Source organism: Vibrio gazogenes (genome assembly GCF_002196515.1).
In the GTDB taxonomy this organism is placed as follows: Bacteria; Pseudomonadota; Gammaproteobacteria; order Enterobacterales; family Vibrionaceae; genus Vibrio; species Vibrio gazogenes_A.
In genome coordinates this window covers 2,548,018-2,564,024 of record NZ_CP018835.1, presented here as the reverse complement: position 1 = coordinate 2,564,024, position 16,007 = coordinate 2,548,018, and the positions used below count along the sequence as shown (strand labels likewise).

General features: G+C 47.6%; 15 protein-coding genes. 7 read left to right on the top strand and 8 right to left on the bottom strand.

The genetic code is table 11. The annotated features are described in order from the left end of the window. Window positions 1-95: 95 nt before the first annotated feature. On the bottom strand, window positions 96-2,534 hold the full coding sequence (gene hrpB / locus BSQ33_RS11680) for an ATP-dependent helicase HrpB (protein WP_088134141.1): 2,439 nt from the start codon (window positions 2,532-2,534) through the stop codon (window positions 96-98). A 100-nt stretch (window positions 2,535-2,634) separates the two neighbouring features. On the opposite strand from hrpB, the gene sfsA reads away from it, so the two are divergent. The 7 genes from sfsA to panC all read left to right on the top strand — a co-directional run bounded on the left by sfsA (window position 2,635) and on the right by panC (window position 8,715). Then, window positions 2,635-3,378: a DNA/RNA nuclease SfsA gene (gene sfsA / locus BSQ33_RS11675; protein WP_021020593.1), complete on the top strand. Its 744-nt coding sequence runs from the start codon at window positions 2,635-2,637 to the stop codon at window positions 3,376-3,378. Between the two features lie 124 nt (window positions 3,379-3,502). Continuing rightward, window positions 3,503-3,949: an RNA polymerase-binding protein DksA gene (gene dksA, locus BSQ33_RS11670; RefSeq protein ID WP_021020592.1), complete on the top strand. Its 447-nt coding sequence runs from the start codon at window positions 3,503-3,505 to the stop codon at window positions 3,947-3,949. 125 nt (window positions 3,950-4,074) lie between these two features. Beyond that, window positions 4,075-4,947: a tRNA glutamyl-Q(34) synthetase GluQRS gene (gene gluQRS / locus BSQ33_RS11665; protein ID WP_088134140.1), complete on the top strand. Its 873-nt coding sequence runs from the start codon at window positions 4,075-4,077 to the stop codon at window positions 4,945-4,947. Window positions 4,948-5,054: 107 nt separating this feature from the next. Next, window positions 5,055-6,416 (top strand): polynucleotide adenylyltransferase PcnB, encoded by a 1,362-nt coding sequence (gene pcnB / locus BSQ33_RS11660; protein ID WP_088134581.1) that lies wholly within the window; start codon window positions 5,055-5,057, stop codon window positions 6,414-6,416. Beyond that, window positions 6,413-6,913 carry a 2-amino-4-hydroxy-6-hydroxymethyldihydropteridine diphosphokinase gene (gene folK / locus BSQ33_RS11655; RefSeq protein WP_021020589.1) on the top strand — a complete coding sequence of 167 codons (501 nt, stop codon included), beginning with the start codon at window positions 6,413-6,415 and terminating at the stop codon, window positions 6,911-6,913. Before pcnB ends, folK begins: the two co-directional genes overlap by 4 nt. Before the next feature lie 12 nt (window positions 6,914-6,925). After that, window positions 6,926-7,720 carry a 3-methyl-2-oxobutanoate hydroxymethyltransferase gene (panB, locus tag BSQ33_RS11650; RefSeq protein ID WP_088134139.1) on the top strand — a complete coding sequence of 265 codons (795 nt, stop codon included), beginning with the start codon at window positions 6,926-6,928 and terminating at the stop codon, window positions 7,718-7,720. An 86-nt stretch (window positions 7,721-7,806) separates the two neighbouring features. After that, window positions 7,807-8,715, top strand: coding sequence for a pantoate--beta-alanine ligase (gene panC, locus BSQ33_RS11645; RefSeq protein ID WP_088134138.1), 909 nt, complete (start codon window positions 7,807-7,809; stop codon window positions 8,713-8,715). A gap of 87 nt (window positions 8,716-8,802) precedes the next feature. Here the strand turns inward: panC and BSQ33_RS11640 are convergent, their stop codons facing one another. The 7 genes from BSQ33_RS11640 to BSQ33_RS11610 form a co-directional block, all read right to left on the bottom strand. After that, window positions 8,803-9,549, bottom strand: a complete 747-nt coding sequence (locus BSQ33_RS11640; RefSeq protein WP_021020586.1) for an IclR family transcriptional regulator — start codon at window positions 9,547-9,549, stop codon at window positions 8,803-8,805. A 174-nt stretch (window positions 9,550-9,723) separates the two neighbouring features. After that, window positions 9,724-10,212, bottom strand: a complete 489-nt coding sequence (locus BSQ33_RS11635) for a YhcH/YjgK/YiaL family protein (RefSeq protein WP_088134137.1) — start codon at window positions 10,210-10,212, stop codon at window positions 9,724-9,726. Window positions 10,213-10,221: 9 nt separating this feature from the next. After that, complete coding sequence (locus BSQ33_RS11630; protein WP_021020584.1) at window positions 10,222-11,106, bottom strand: SMP-30/gluconolactonase/LRE family protein; 885 nt, start codon at window positions 11,104-11,106, stop codon at window positions 10,222-10,224. Window positions 11,107-11,117: 11 nt separating this feature from the next. Next, window positions 11,118-12,233, bottom strand: coding sequence for a substrate-binding domain-containing protein (locus tag BSQ33_RS11625; RefSeq protein WP_027694224.1), 1,116 nt, complete (start codon window positions 12,231-12,233; stop codon window positions 11,118-11,120). Continuing rightward, on the bottom strand, window positions 12,233-13,270 hold the full coding sequence (locus BSQ33_RS11620) for an ABC transporter permease (RefSeq protein WP_021020582.1): 1,038 nt from the start codon (window positions 13,268-13,270) through the stop codon (window positions 12,233-12,235). The genes BSQ33_RS11625 and BSQ33_RS11620 overlap by 1 nt, the downstream gene beginning before the upstream one ends. Next, window positions 13,257-14,795, bottom strand: a complete 1,539-nt coding sequence (locus BSQ33_RS11615) for a sugar ABC transporter ATP-binding protein (RefSeq protein ID WP_021020581.1) — start codon at window positions 14,793-14,795, stop codon at window positions 13,257-13,259. Before BSQ33_RS11615 ends, BSQ33_RS11620 begins: the two co-directional genes overlap by 14 nt. A gap of 338 nt (window positions 14,796-15,133) precedes the next feature. Further along, a complete protein-coding gene (locus BSQ33_RS11610) occupies window positions 15,134-16,003 on the bottom strand; it encodes an L-ribulose-5-phosphate 3-epimerase (protein ID WP_021020580.1) in 870 nt (289 codons plus the stop codon). Window positions 16,004-16,007: the final 4 nt, after the last annotated feature.

Sequence of the window (16,007 nt, the reverse complement as noted above, 5' to 3'; positions counted from 1 at the left end):
AAAGCCCCCGCAGAACATCCGGTGATAAACCTTGAAATTTATCAATCTTTATCAATTTTTATCAACCAATGCAGCGAGGCACCACCAAGCGATCGCTACAGATGTTTTTTGATCTTTTTGGTCGGTTGATGATTGGCTGGATCATCCGGCCAGGGATGCTTGGGATATCGGCCTTTCATCTCTTTCTGTACTTCACGGTAGGCCCCTTGCCAGAAAGCCGCCAGATCACGGGTAATTTGCAACGGCCTTTGTGCCGGTGAAAGTAATTCAAGCACCAAAGCAATTTGGCCCTGGGCAATCCGAGGAGAAGACTGTTCTCCGAACATCTCCTGTAATTTCACCGCCAGAGCCGGCGCTTGTCCTTGTTGATAACGGATGGGATAGCGTGAGCCCGTCGGCACCACATAGTGCGTAGGCAACGCATGGTCGAGTCGTTGCTTCACATCCCACCCAATACGCGCCTCAAGCGCTGCGACTAAATCGAGTTGTGCTAACGCCTTCAATGTTTTCATCCCTGTCATATAAGGCAGTAGCCATTGCGCTGCTTCGTTAAGCAGCGTTTCATCATCCATTGCGGGAATACCTAACTCGGGTAACCACTCTCGTGCACATCGCGATCGCTCAAGTAAGTTCTGTGCGGCCGGATTCCATGGCAAAATCGATAAGCCTTTTCGCACCACTGCATTGAGCAAAGCTTCAGCAGCCTTATCGGCATCAGGTTCACCTAAAGACTGGCGTTCCAGCACTAACTTTCCACAACACAGGTGCTTTTCTGCGGTCAGTCGTCCTTTATTATCATCCCAATCGAACCATTCCCGCCACGTAAACAAATGGGGGAGTACCTGTTGCAACATCGCTTGATCGGCACGGACCGCTGAAAAAATCCGACTATCGCCCTGCTGCGTTTTGACAATGTCAGCCACGACTAATAATGCTTCATCAGCCAGAGGTTCATCTGGCAACATCATCGCCCCCTGCCCATTGGCTAATCGATAACGACTAGACTGCCCACGCGATAAGGCAATCCGGTCGGGAAAACCAGCTGCCAGCAAAGGAGCGACCCATTCATGCGAGACCTTGAGCGGCTGAGCTGAATACCCGAGTTTCGTGAATAACTTCCTCGCACGTTTTAAGTAAAACTGGCTACGAGGCAAAGCACCACTTTCAACTAAGTTCAGTTGAAAATGCAAATCAGGATTTGCGTTTCCTCTTAGCGGTTCTTCGAGTAACGCCACTAACATCACTGCCGTCGCTGCCACGGACGTACCATGCTGTTTGGCGCGCCATAACATTGCCCCGTGCCGCGGCTCAACCCCGAACTGTGAAATAGCACTGCCTATCTCAGTCAGTCGTCCATCATCATCAGTCACTCCCAGCCGGGTCAATAGCGACTCTGCTTGTTTGAGTGCCGGTTCTGGCGGGCAATCTAACCACTGTAAATCCAAAGGTGAACGGCATCCCCACTGTGCCAGCTCCATCGCCAGTGAAGTGAGGTCAGCCCGTAAGATCTCCGGCTGTTGTGCCATCGGCTGTCGGGCTAACATTTCCTCACTGTAAAGACGCAGACAAATACCGGGCGCTAACCGCCCGGCTCGTCCGGCTCGCTGTTCAGCAGATGCACGTGAGATACGCACAGACTCAAGTCGGCTAATCCCCGTTTTCGGATCCCATTGAGCAAGCCGTTCAAGCCCGCAATCGACAACCATGCGTATCCCTTCGATGGTCAAACTGGTTTCAGCAATATTGGTTGCCAACACGATTTTTCGTTTGCCTGTCGGTGCCGGTGCTATCGCCTGCTGTTGCTGGGACACAGAAAGCTGACCATAAAGCGGACACACCAACACATCCTCAGCCAATTGCCCGTCAAGCTGTTGGGCAAGACGTTGAATCTCGCCAGCCCCAGGTAAAAAGACCAGCATCGAGCCGGTTTCACGTAAAAACAGCGATGAGATTTCTTTCGCAGCAGTTTCAATCAGCCGTCCCCCGGCTGCGGGCGTCTTATAATACACTTCGACCGGATAACTGCGCCCTGTCGATTCAATATAACCCGCCGCCGGTAATATGCCCTGTAAAGCCGCGCCATCGAGCGTGGCCGACATAATCAGTAATTTCAGATCGTCTCGTAATGCTTCTTGTACTTCTAATGCCAGTGCCAGTGAGATGTCCGCATCTAAGTTTCGTTCATGAAACTCATCAAATATCAGTAAATCAATCCCTTTCAGCTCGGGATCTTGTTGCAGCATCCGCGTCATCACGCCTTCGGTCACAATTTCAAGTCGTGTATGAGCGCTCACTTGAGTCATGCCCCGAACCCGAAGTCCAATGGTTTCGCCAACTGATTCTCCCAATTGTGAAGCCAGATAATTGGCAATATTCCGCGCTGCGAGTCGACGTGGTTCCAACATAATCATTTTGCCGGTAATGGTCTTTTGCTGAAGTAAAGCAAGCGGCAAACCTGTGGATTTCCCGGCCCCCGGGGGGGCTTTCAAAATCACTTGAGGACAATCGGCAATCGCTGCCAGTAATTCAGCCATGACGGCTTCTATGGGTAACTGAGATAATGCTGACGACTGTGACAAAACATCACCCTTGTGATTAAATGAGAAAATGATTGTACCGAAAAAACGTGAATAAATGCAGTTTGCTCCCCCGTTAAGTCCCGCTGTCCTGTTAAAACGTTACAAACGTTTTCTGGCTGATATTCAATTGCCCGATGGCACGACCACCACTATCCACTGTGCCAATACAGGCGCGATGACAGGCTGTGCGACGCCCGGTGACACGATATGGTTTTCGCGTTCGGATAACCCCAAACGCAAGTATCCGTTCAGTTGGGAGTTGACGGAAACAACACACGGACATCGGATTTGTGTCAATACGATTCGTGCCAATACACTGGCTTGTGAAGCCATTGAGTCAGGGGTCATAGAGGAGCTTCAGGGATACGACACCTTACGTACCGAAGTGAAATATGGTCAGGAGAACAGTCGGATTGATATTCTCCTTAGTGCCGACTCACGGCCGGACTGCTATATCGAAGTAAAAAGTGTCACGTTACTTGAGTATTCTCCCCTAGATGCCAAGCCATCCGGTCAGGGATACTTTCCGGATGCGGTCACGATTCGAGGACAAAAACACCTTCGAGAACTCATTGAGGTTGCTCGAAATGGAAAACGGGCCATACTTTTGTTTACTGTACTACACTCAGGGATTGAAAAAGTATCGGCTGCCCTCCATATAGACGCGACATATTCACGTTTGTTGGAAGAAGCTCAAAAGGAAGGCGTGGAAGTCCTGTGCTACAAAGCAGAACTCTCCAAATATGAAATGAAACTTGTATCAAAGATAGAATGGATCAGCGAATCAATAAAATATTGATATTGTCTGCACATTGGTAACAAGTTTACAACGAGTGTTTGCCACCCCCTTTTCTTTCTGGTATAGATACCCGCCTTAAGTAGACTGCTCTCGCAGTTGACTAGGTGTTAGTAGGAGATGCTGTATGACAGAATCCAAAAAAAAATCGCTAGGCATCCTAGCCATCGCAGGTGTTGAGCCATATCAGGAACAACCGGGTGAAGAATACATGTCACCGGCCCAGATCGCTCATTTTACAAAAATTTTACAAGCTTGGCGTAACCAACTTAGAGAAGAAGTTGAACGGACTGTCCACCATATGCAGGACGAAGCTGCGAACTTTCCTGATCCTGTTGATCGTGCATCTCAGGAAGAAGAGTTCAGCTTGGAGCTTCGCAATAGGGATAGAGAGCGTCGTTTAATCAAGAAAATCGAAAAAACACTGAATAAGATTGAAGAAGAAGACTTCGGTTTCTGTGAATCTTGTGGTGTTGAGATTGGTGTTCGTCGCCTTGAAGCCCGCCCAACCGCTGATTTGTGCATTGACTGTAAAACGCTGGCAGAAATCAAAGAAAGACAAATGCAAGGCTAATCGAATTTTATTACCTCATGCAATACAAACAAGGGAGCAATTGCTCCCTTGTTTGTTATTGTCGTCCGGTTCAGAATACATCCATCGTAATATTTCACTGTATCATTCCCATACAATCGATGAACATGAGTAATTATATCGGGCGCTTTGCCCCATCCCCTTCCGGCCCATTGCATTTTGGCTCCCTTGTTGCCGCCTTAGGCAGCTATTTTCAGGCTCGCGCCATGAACGGAGAATGGTTGGTCAGAATTGAAGATCTCGACCCTCCACGGGAAATGCCCGGGGCTGCGGATCTCATCCTGAAAACCCTCGAAGCCTATGGACTTCACTGGGATCGGACAGTCTGGTATCAAAGTCATCGTCATCCGGTTTATCAAGCGCAAATTGATGAGTGGCTTGCTCAAGGTCAGGCATACTATTGTCGTTGTACCCGAAAACAAATCAAAGCCTCTGGCGGCTATTACGACGGCGCCTGTCGCCACCGACAACTGCCCCCGCAACCCGGCTATGCCGTTCGCTTACGCGTGGAGACACCAATTACTCAGTTTGACGATGAAAAACATGGCAAAATTGAGATCCCGCTAGCATTAGCGCAAGAAGATTTTACGATCAAACGCCGGGATGGTCTGTTTGCCTACAACCTGGCTGTGGTCCTCGATGATATTGACCAAGGCATCACACAAGTTGTCCGCGGTGCCGATTTGATTGAGCCGACCGGACGCCAGATCAGCCTCTATCAACAGTTGGGTCACCCTCCGGTCAGTTACCTTCATTTACCACTAGCCGTTGATCAGGCCGGCCATAAACTCTCGAAACAGAATCATGCACCAGCGATTGATCTGCACAACCCACGGCCAACCCTGATTCAAGCCATGAAATTTCTCGGCTTTCAGCTCCCCGTTGATATCGAGGCAGCAGAACTGTCGGAAATTGTTGCTTGGGGCTGTCAAAACTGGCATATTCATCAACTCCCAGAGACGCTTGAAATCACACGATGATTCTCAAATTGAGTCCAATAGGCTATGATTAGCCGCAAATTGACCCACAAAGACATTCTGTCAACAAAAGACAACAAGGTAGATATTTTTATCCTTGTCTGATGCTCATGAATAAAAACGATACTACAGAACAAGCTCATCGCATTTATCCGGATTTGACGCTAAATATCCTCACGCGACAAGAGCACAAAATCTCTCGCAAACAAATCAGCGAGAGTGCACTCAAAGTGCTTTACCGATTACAAAGTTCAGGCTACGAGGCCTATCTTGTCGGTGGCGGTGTCCGTGATCTTTTACTGGGGGAATCCCCGAAAGATTTCGACATTACAACCAATGCGACACCGGAACAGGTTCGTAAGCTGTTTCGCAACTGCCGTTTGATTGGCCGACGTTTTCGCCTTGCCCATGTCATGTTCGGGCGTGAAATTGTCGAAGTCGCCACATTCCGTGGTCATCATCAGGAAAACGACCGTCAGAAATCGAGCCAGTCGGAAGCCGGCATGCTACTGCGAGACAACGTCTACGGCACAATCGATGAAGATGCGGAACGGCGTGATTTCACCGTCAATGCCATGTATTACAACATCGCTGATTATACGATTCATGATTACGCCGGTGGCATTGAAGATATCGAAGACCGACTGATCCGTTTGATTGGCGATCCACAAACCCGTTACCGCGAAGATCCGGTACGGATGCTAAGAGCCGTTCGCTTTGCGGTCAAACTTGATTTCGATATCGAAGAAGAAACGGCAGCTCCTATCGAAGCACTGGCACCATTATTACAAGACATTCCTTCAGCCCGCCTCTATGAAGAGTCACTGAAAATGCTGCAAACCGGATATGGTCTGGAAACATACCATCAGATGCGGCAGTACAACTTGTTCCAGCAAATGTTCCCGATGATCTCTGCCTACTTTACCGATGATCACAGTTCTCCGACGGAAAAGATGCTTGATCTGTCGCTCGATTCGACCGATCAAAGAATTGAGGAAGGCAAAAGAATCAATCCGGCATTTATGTTTGCTGCGATTCTCTGGTATCCGATGATTCATTTGGCCGAAACATTTATGGAATCCAAAAACCTCTGTTATTACGATGCCGTGATGGAAGCGGGTAACAAAATACTGGATCAATTGGTCAAAACAATCGCCATCCCAAGACGCCATACCGCAACTATTCGTGATATCTGGCAGTTGCAACTGCGTTTCCCACGTCGTCATGGTAAACGAGCTTTCCGTTTACTGGATATCAATAAGTTCCGGGCAGGCTTTGACTTCTTAGTCATGAGAGGCATCGTCGAAGAGGGCGAAACGCAAGAACTTGCCCAGTGGTGGGAAACATTCCAAAATGCCGGAAAAAATATGCGTCAGGCGATGGTCAATGATATCGGCCGCATCAATTCCAAAAAAGCGAAAGCACGCCAACGCCAAACAGGGCCGAAAAAAAATAAACAGGATGTGTCATGATCACAGTTTATATTGCGATCGGAAGTAATATGGCACAACCGGACCAACAGGCCCGGCAAGCGATTCAGGCCTTAAAAAATCTGCCTGAATCGGAATTTATTCAAGCATCTCAGTTGTATAGCAGCACGCCTATGGGGCCAACGGATCAACCGGACTATATCAATGCTGTTGTTGAGATCAAAACGCATTTAAAACCACTTGAATTATTAGATCATACCCAAGCCATTGAACTGGATCAGGGACGAGTGCGAAAAGAGGAGCGTTGGGGCCCAAGGACCTTAGATCTCGATATTCTCTTATATGGTCATACGGTGATTAATTCTGAGCGACTGGTGATCCCCCACTATGGTATGAAAGAACGAGAATTCGTACTATATCCGCTTGCTGAAATCGCACCTCACTTAATTCTCCCGGATGGGACTGAGCTGAATCAACTTCTCCAACACGTTGATCAAAATGGACTCACGATTTGGCACGCACCTGCCGATGTCTCGTAAGGATGATGAATAATGAAAAAAATTACGATAAATAATTTAATGCGCTGGAAACAAGAAGGCCGTAAATTTGCATCCGTAACGGCTTATGATGCCAGTTTCGCGCAACTTTTCGAGAGCCAGGAAATGCCAGTGCTACTGGTCGGTGATTCTCTGGGCATGGTTCTGCAAGGCCAGACAGATACGCTGCCCGTCACGATTGAAGACATGGCTTATCATACGCGGTGCGTCAAAGCAGGCAGCCCCAATTCACTGTTAATGGCTGATATGCCATTCATGAGCTACGCGACGCCGGTTCAAGCGTGTGAAAATGCTGCTAAGCTGATGCAGGCTGGCGCAAACATGGTCAAGATTGAAGGCGGCCACTGGCTGGTAGAGACAATCAAAATGCTGACTGAACGCGCGGTCCCCGTGTGTGCACATTTAGGTCTGACACCTCAATCGGTGAATATCTTCGGCGGTTATAAAATACAAGGACGAGAACAACAACAAGCCGAACAAATGTTACATGATGCATTGGCATTGCAAGAAGCCGGTGCACAAATCGTGTTGCTAGAGTGTGTCCCTAGCAAGTTAGCTGCTCAGATTACCCAAGCACTCGATGTTCCGGTCATCGGGATCGGTGCCGGTGCTGATACCGATGGTCAGGTACTGGTCATGCACGATATGCTTGGAATTTCGGCCAACTACATGCCTAAGTTCTCAAAAAACTTTTTAGCGGAAACTGGCGATATCCGTCAAGCGGTCGCCAAATACATGGAAGATGTGGAACATGGTATTTTTCCTGATAAAGAACACACCATTGCCTAATACAGTATTAGCGAATACAGCATGGACGAATGCAATATTACCAGGCCAGAGATTGCCTAAACCCCGATTATCGGAAGGAGCAAGTCATGCAGACTTACACTGATATCTCAGCGCTCAAAGCGCAGATTAAACAGTACAAGCGTGATGGCCATACGATTGGTTTTGTCCCGACGATGGGGAATCTGCATGAAGGTCATTTAACGCTGGTGCGTAAAGCCAAAGCAATGGCCGATGTGGTTATTGTCAGTATTTTCGTCAATCCGATGCAATTCGATAAAGCAGAAGACCTGACCAACTATCCACGCACATTGGATGAAGATCTGGCTAAGTTGACTCAAGAGGGCGTTGAACTGGTCTTCACGCCTTCGGCAGACATCATGTATCCCGAAGGATTGGATAACCAGACATTTGTCGAAGTCCCTGGACTTTCGCATATATTGGAAGGCGATTCACGCCCGGGGCATTTTCGTGGTGTCTCCACCGTCGTGACCAAACTTTTTCATATCGTCCAACCGGATATTGCCTGTTTTGGTGAGAAAGATTACCAACAACTCGCGCTGATCCGTCAAATGGTGCTCGATCTCTGTTTTGATATTGAGATAGTTGGTGTCCCGACAATCCGGGAAGCCGATGGTTTAGCGATGAGTTCGCGCAATAATCTATTAACACTGGATGAACGTCAGCGTGCACCGGTTTTATCCAGAACCATGCGCTGGATCAGTAGTGCGATTCGAGGTGGACGGACAGATTTCGACACCATTATCGAAGATGCCATTGACCAGCTCAGAGCCGCTGATCTGGAACCGGATGAGATCTTTATTCGCGATGCCCGCACACTTCTGCCGATAACAGAAACCAGCAAACAGGCCGTGATCCTCATGTCAGCCTTTATGGGCAAAGTCCGCCTGATTGATAATCAGGTTGTCGAGCTCGCCCAAGGCAAAGAGGCAAATAAGAATACCAGCGAAGCAGAGAACAACGAAAGCGATAACTAATTGAGCGCTCTCATCCTGACCGAAGACAGCCCGCATCTGCGCGCTGTCTTCGGTATCTCAGCCTTGATTGATACACGTCGGATTAACCTATTTTCCTCTCAGCACCCCAACCACTTCGCGCAGCTGCGCCAGTAATTGCGTCTGACCAAAGCGATGAATTTCAGGCGTCAGGCCCGAGACACTGATGGCATAGTTGACCACTTGATCGGTTTCCAGTGGCACAGCAATACAAGTGATCCCGGATTCATTGCCTTCTCCGTCAACCGCAAATCCTTGCTGTCTGATCAGTGCCAGCTCTCGGTAAAAATCATTTTCCGTATGGATTTCTGCCTGACCGAAATGGCGAAAACTCGCCAAATCGTGTCGATGGCTCTCCCAGCACTTCTGCTGTTCATCCGGGGAGAAATAGGATAAGACCACTTTACCGCAAGCGGAATGTAACAACGACGATGCCAATCCGGCATGAGCATTGGTATGAAAGACCGAATTTTTAGGTTCTTCTTTTTTCAACAGAATCACTTTATCAAAATCACGCCGTTGTAAATTGACCGTAAAACCAGTCCGTTCAGCAAGGGTCGCCATATGGGGAGCGGCTTCCGTGACAAACGCATCATGATGGATCACCGAATAACCTAAGGTGATCATCTTTGTCGTCAGATAGTATTTTCCATTCTCTGCCTGACGGAGATAACCACACTGACACAGGCATTTACAGATTCTGTGTACCGTGGTTTTCGGATACGGTATCACCTTGCATAAAGCATCAAGGCTCATCCCATCCGAGGCGGTAGCAACAGTCTCCAGGACTTCAAAGGTTTTATGTACGGATTGCATAGTGACTCAATAGTGCTCGCGGCTTCCACCACACTTCAATTTCCAATGACGATGAAATACAGCCTTGTGAATCAATAGAGCGTGTCTTTGCACAAAACTGTATATTCAATATAAAACATGATATTCGATATGAAACATGCGCTCGATATAAAAATGGTCACACAGGTGACTGAATCAGGCCGGATACTTAATTTTAATCACAACTTTTCGAACCTGTGATGTCGTGGTGACCGAAAGATTCGGCATGTGGGCCGTTCTCGGTGTAAATAGGTAAAATTGCTCATGAGACATCGTCTCATAAGAGAGTGTCACCAGTTGTTGATCAAAGAAACAGATATCTTTTTGTTGGTCATAATGATAGTCATGCGATAGCTGCTGATGTTGCTCATCGGTCAATTCAGTCCAGCCAAACTGTTCTTCTCCCTGAATAATGAACTGAACATCACAATATTTGTGATGAAACTCAGGGCCTACCGGGCTTTCTGCCGTTGTTTGATAGTCGAGGATCATAAAAAAAGCATCATCCGGATCGATCTCGGGAATCGTATGTCGTCCAGAATCGAGAGCGTTTAAATCTTGGGCAATCACATAGTCAATCGCACGGACAAAAAGCGCGGGTAACAACGCACGATAATCAGAGGCATGAAAATGGCAAGCGAGCATAGTAATTCCTTATAATTCTGCCAATATCTGACAGTTGAGATCGATAGCATAAACCGAAGTCGATGCCGTGATATATAGCGTACTTTCGTCATGGTTCAGCGTACAGTTAGAAACCGTCTCAGGCACTGGGATACGTCCCACCAGCACCATGTCACGATTGAGCACTAAAACCCCTTCAGACGAACTGCAATAAAGTGTTCCGAAGCGATCCATGGTCATCCCGTCAGGGATACCGTGTTCCACTTGATAAACCAAACGCCCTTGAGAGAGCACTTTTCCATGTACATCAAAGGCTTTCAAGTGTTTTAACCCCCGCGTTGGAAAATCAACAATCGACATATCTGCCACATACAAGGTTGTTTCATCGGGAGAAAAGACCAGACCATTGGGTCGCTGAATATCAGTTGATGCAATCGTCAATGAATCATCTTGCGGATCATAACAGTAGATATAACACCCGACCATCTGACTTTCGGATTTATACCCCTCAGCATCACTAATAATGCCGTATGGCGGATCGGTAAACCAAATTGTTCCATCCGAGCGACGCTCAACCACATCATTCGGTGAGTTGAGCCGTTTCCCATCATACTTATCCACCAAAACCTTGGCGAGTGCCAGATTGTCTTTATGCCGAATGGAAAGACAGCGCCGCCCGTGTTCACATGTCACGACATCGCCATTGGCCAACGCATAGTTACCATTGGCAAAATGTGAGTAATCCGTGACGAGTTCTGTCTCGTGAGAATCAGGATGATAAAGATAGAGCGCATTCTTTTTCACATCCGAAAACAACAGCTGACCGGGGTGCTGCAACCATGCAGCCCCCTCACACCAGATATGATCGCCACTGACCTGATGCAGTGGCGACAACAGCGCTTCTTCAAAAGACATATTCACCTCACTCAGTCCACTTGCCAAGACGCTTGGTAATAATCTCGATAGCCATTCTCCGGATCGTATAAATTACGATCCCCGCCTGACTGATGAATATTATCTGCCGTAACTAAGTGCGCAGGTGTGACATACCCGCTGATGGGTTGATCATGGAACAGTCGATTGAGTTCATCGACTAACTGCCACCCATGCAGATTTAACGGCTCAGCAACGGTTGCGACCTGAAAATCACCGTTACGAATCCGCTCAAATGCAGATTCACTGCCATCTCCGGCAGAAATATTATACGGCCCTTCACCTTTTTTCTTACCGGATAGCGAACGAAGCGCTGGTGCCATGTAGTCGAAATAGAGGTCATTGATTGCCAGAGTATAGTTGTACTTCTCACCATATTTCTGAACCAATGAAAATGTCAGCGGTGGAATCCGTGCTGACGTATTTGCCAGTGGCGTATCTTCATAACTCAGCACAGAGCATCCGCTACATTTTTCAATATAAGACTTCATCACATCGGCTTTACGTACCGCGATGCTGTATAAACCATCCGTCAGAATGACGACATGCGCATGACCATTGGACTTGGCAATTGCATACATAGCCGATACTTTGGCAACATCATCAGCCGAACTGGTGATGTTATCTTCGATGTAAAGTTTCTTAATCGGGCCGGGCTCGGGGGTAGCGTGCCAACTGACAATCCGAATCCCCAGTTTGTGCGCCTGACGCAAGGTAGGAATCATTGTATTGGGCGTAAATCCACCAATAACAATCCCATCCGGCTGCAATGCGATGGCTTGCTTCAAGGCAGAAGACTGTGATGGCACACTGCCGGCCCCATCAAGCACTCGCACATGCCAACCAATCACTTTCGCGGCTTCCTGATAGCCTTTCATCACGCCTAAAACACCACTATTTTTCAGATCGGAAGCAATAAAAATAACCGTTTTATCCTTGGCGGCAACCGGCCCTTTGGGGAGTGAAAATGCAGCAGCACTGTCAGTAGATGCCTGTTTGACAACCTGTTTTGCCATCTCAACATAATCTGATGCTTCATCAGCAAGCACAGGGAGAGTTGTGAATGCAGCACCGATCACCATGGCTAGTATTTTGAATCGTCTTTTCATTATTTCACCTTCACATTATTTTTGGTTGCTGTTTGTTTACGTTTTTGGCTAAAGCCAGCCAAAGTGATGGAAATTAACAGAATCGCGCCATTGAATAGCGGCTCGACAAAGAATGGGGTTCCCCACTGTTGCAAACCTGAAATCCCGACGCTAACCAGAGAAACACCGATCAGAGTGCCCCAGACGTTGACCCGCCCGGCACGAAATGTAGTTGAGCCTAAGAACGCCCCGACCAATGCCGGTAACATGTAGTCCTGACCAACTGAAGAGGAGCCTATCCCAATATGAGAAGCCAACAACACACTGGCAAAAGCGATCAACCCATCTGAGACGACATAAGCGCCGATGTAACAAGAAGTCGTATTGATACCATTTAAGGATGCCGTATTCGGATTCGCACCGACGGCATAGAGTTTGCGTCCTAAAGCGGTGTATTCAGTGACCAGCCAAAGCAGCAGCGTGATCGCGAGTAGGTAAAAAACGATGATCGGAATGCCGGCAATTTCATAGCTGCTGAACAGATAGAAATTCTCCGGCAATGCACCAACAATTTGACGACCACCGGTATGCCATAGTGATACAGCATAAATCACGGTCCCGGTGCCTAACGTTGCCACGAAAGAGTCAATATCCGCCAATGCCACCAACATGCCATTGAATGCACCATACAAACACCCACACAGCACAACAATCAATGCTGCGGCTTCCCAGGAGAATCCGTACCATTGCTGTAAGGTAATGGCAAAGACATGCCAGAAGGTAACACCGAACCCAACATTGAGGTTCATTTTGCCGGTGATCATGGTCACCATTGCAGCTAAAGCAAGAATCGCAACAACACTCTTTTCACTCAAGATTGCCTGTAGCGTCAGCATTGAAAAAAAGGTATTGGTCGTCAGACTAAACAACAGGATTAAAAATACCGTCAATAGTAACAGCCCATAACGCATTGCAATCTGAGTGATGAAATTCCCAATCCCCAAAGAGAGGGTTACATCCGTCTCTAATGCGGTCGATTTAATATTAGACGTCGCCATGTTCGTCCTCTCCTACTTTTGAACCTGATGCATATTTCAATAAATTCGCTACCGTCACTTGCTGCTCCGTCAGCTCTTTCACGACTTTTCCCCGGTTAAACACTAACGCCCGATTTGATATATTCACCACCTCTTCAAAGTCACTGGAAATCACAATCACAGACAATCCCTGACGAATGGACTCACGCATGATTCGATAGATTTCAGAGCGGGCACCGATATCGACACCCGCGGTTGGATTATCCAAAATGACAATCGGTTTATTCAGATTGAACCAACGTGCCAGAATTACTTTTTGCTGATTGCCGCCGCTCATTGAACTGATCGCTATATCAGGATCCATCGGGCGAACCTCGTATTGTTTCATCGCCTCAAGGGTCTGACGATATTCTTGAGGTTTTGACAGGAAAGTCAGATAACCACCACCATTGATGGTCGGATTCAAGTTCAGGTTTTCCATCGCGCTCATTGAGCCACAGATACTCTCTTTGACCCGATCAGCAGCCACCATGGCAAATCCACTGCGAATACTTTTAGCGGGCGAACTGATATCGGCCTTTTCTCCGCGAATAAACACCTCACCGGACTTGATATTGAGACACCCAAATAACGCCTGCCCAATCGCTTCTTGCCCGGCATTGCGCAGACCAACTAAAGCAACCAGCTCACCATGCCGCAACCTCATATTGAATGGCTCTAAATCCCCGAGTTGTAGATTACGGACTTGTAAAATATCATCCTGCTCCGGCTGGAGTGGGGTCCGATAGTTCATCTCTTTTTGCGAACCGACGATCAAGGTCACCAGCTCATCAATGGTGTAGTCACTGACCAGCCCGGAGCCGACTAAACGTCCATCACGCAACACCACAACGTCATCACAAATATCATGAATTTCATCCAGCCGGTGGGAGACATAAATCATCCCGACGCCCTGCGCTTTCAGCCGTTTCAACACCTGAAACATCCGGCCGACATCGCTGGCAACCAAAGAAGCCGTCGGTTCATCTAAGATCAACACCTCCGCATCAGCGACCAAGGCTCTGGCAATCGCCAATAACGACTTTTCTGCCGCACTCAAGTTAAAAATACGCTCAGACGCTTTCACGTCTAACCCGACGAGATCCAGAACTTGCTGTGCTTTTTCTGCTGCGGCTTTCCAGTTGATCATGCCAAAGCGTTTCGGGAAACCCAGTGTTAAGCCAATGTTCTCCGCAACTGTCATCCATTCGATCAAGCCAAGATCCTGATGAATAAAAGCAATGGGAACTTGGTTGGCGGATGCTAAATGGGCGGCATCCTCAATCGATTCCCCTTTAAACCGAATCTCACCGGATGTTTTTTTATGAATCCCCGCCAGCGTTTTAATCAAGGTCGATTTTCCGGCACCATTTTCCCCAAGTAGCGCCACACAACGTCCCGGGTGTACATGGAAAGAAGCGGATTCCAATGCAACAAAATTAAAGAATCGCTTAGTTAACCGATCAATCGAGAGCAGACTTCCTTGTGGATTGTTGAGCAATTCCATAGATACCTCATGATGATATGACTGCTTCGCGGCTTATCAGCACACAGCCAATCACGTAATCAATGATATTAAAATTCCACATTGTGGAATAATATTATTATAAATTCCAAATTACGTTATAGCGTTTTCTATGTTTAAAAAGTGAGCAAGATCTGTATTTGATAGGGATATCGTTTGTTTTTGGCCTTTAAGTGAATCGGATCACACTTACTGCCAATCCGGTATCGGTGAGAGATCGTCATCGACGGTTATCACGGGATAAGGTGAAAAATAAGGCGCGTTAATACGCGCCTTATTAGGGACTGTTGAATCTGGAAAACTAACGAGTAGAAAACAGCCTATAACTCAAACCCGACGCTATGTGCCATCTCTGTTAAACGCTGTTTGGCGGTGATGATATTGTCTCGCCAGTGCTCATCATGAGCCCACATCTCAATCACGAACGGCGCACCGTAGTGAATCTCTTTGAGTGCCGTAAAAATGGCCGGAAAATCAACTTCGCCTTCACCGATCACCAAATCCCGGAACTTCCCGGAGAAACCATGTTTCACTTTCAGCGTATCTTTAAGGTGAATCTGCACCAGATGATCCCGGGCCAGTTTCAGCTCGGTACAAACATCGTGATTCCAGCCCGTGATATTACCGACATCGGGATAAGCCATAAAATAAGGGGACGGGACTTCGCGTTTTAAGACTTCAAATTTAGATAACGAATTCAGATAGGGCGTGTCCATAATTTCGACTGCCAGCATCACACCCGCCTGCTCTGCCAGCTTCGCTGCCCAGCGCATGCCGTCAATAAAACGCTGATGGGTCTCTACCGATTGAGACTCATAATAGACATCATATCCGGCCAATTGAATGGTTCGGATCCCCAGTCGATAAGCCAGTTTGATGGCTTTTTCCATAATCTCACGGGCTTTTTCGCGAACCTGTGGATGTTCAGAGCCGAATGGGAACTTACGGTGCGCACTCAAACACATGCTTTGTAATGGTATGTCGTACTGAAAACAGAGCTGACGAAGCTGTTCAATCTCATCATCTCCCCAGTCCAGCCGTTGTTGCCGAGCATCGGTTTCATCGACAGAAATTTCGACAAAATCGAAGCCAAGTGATTTCGCTTCTCTGAGACGATCTTCCCAGGATAGCGTTGCCGGCATCGCCTTTTCATATAAGCCGATGCGAGATTTGAGGGTATGGTTGTTCATCGCT